The organism is Mesorhizobium marinum (genome assembly GCF_040813675.1).
Classification (GTDB): Bacteria; Pseudomonadota; Alphaproteobacteria; order Rhizobiales; family Rhizobiaceae; genus Mesorhizobium_K; species Mesorhizobium_K marinum.
Genome location: NZ_JBFOCI010000040.1, coordinates 1 through 597, shown reverse-complemented (window position 1 = coordinate 597; position 597 = coordinate 1). Strand labels below are relative to the sequence as shown.

The 597-nt window shown below is 61.3% G+C and carries 1 protein-coding gene; it reads left to right on the top strand.

Annotated elements, in window-relative coordinates:
• Window positions 1–120: 120 nt before the first annotated feature.
• Window positions 121–597: ATP-binding cassette domain-containing protein (locus tag ABUE31_RS22760; RefSeq protein ID WP_367726049.1), on the top strand; the 477-nt coding region annotated here is incomplete at its 3' end.

The window sequence follows — 597 nt, the reverse complement described above, 5'->3', positions numbered from 1 at the left end:
CTGGCAGAACACCCTCGACCTCTATGCGAAGATCGGGGAGATCAAGCCGGGCATGAAGGCTGCGGATGTGTTCGACGACCGGGTCCTCAAGGCTTCCAACCGTTCGAACAGGTAGCCGCGATGCTGGCGACACGGACAGGCCAAGCCGAAACCGCGCCTTCTCAAAGGACGGCTGGAGCGGCCATCGACATCGACAATGTGGGCGTGACCTTCAAGGGAAGCGCTCGCAGCGTCAAGGCCATTGACAACGTGTCGCTCGCTGTCCGCGAGGGCGAGTTTCTGACGCTGATCGGGCATTCTGGATGCGGGAAGTCCACACTGCTGCGGGTGATCGCCGATATCATCGAACCCACCGAAGGTTCTGTGTCGATATTCGGCGGCACCCCCGCCAATGCGCGAAGGTCGCGCTTGTTCAGCATGGTGTTCCAGCAGTCTGTTCTTCTGCCGTGGGCTAGCGTGACCGAAAACGTTCGGCTGCCGTTCAAGGTTGGCGGCGTGGACCCCAAGGTCGGCAATTTCATGGACCCGATGGAAGCGCTCGAGTTGGTGCAACTCGGCGGCTTCGAGAACAGCTTGCCAGCCGAGTTGTCCGGCGGG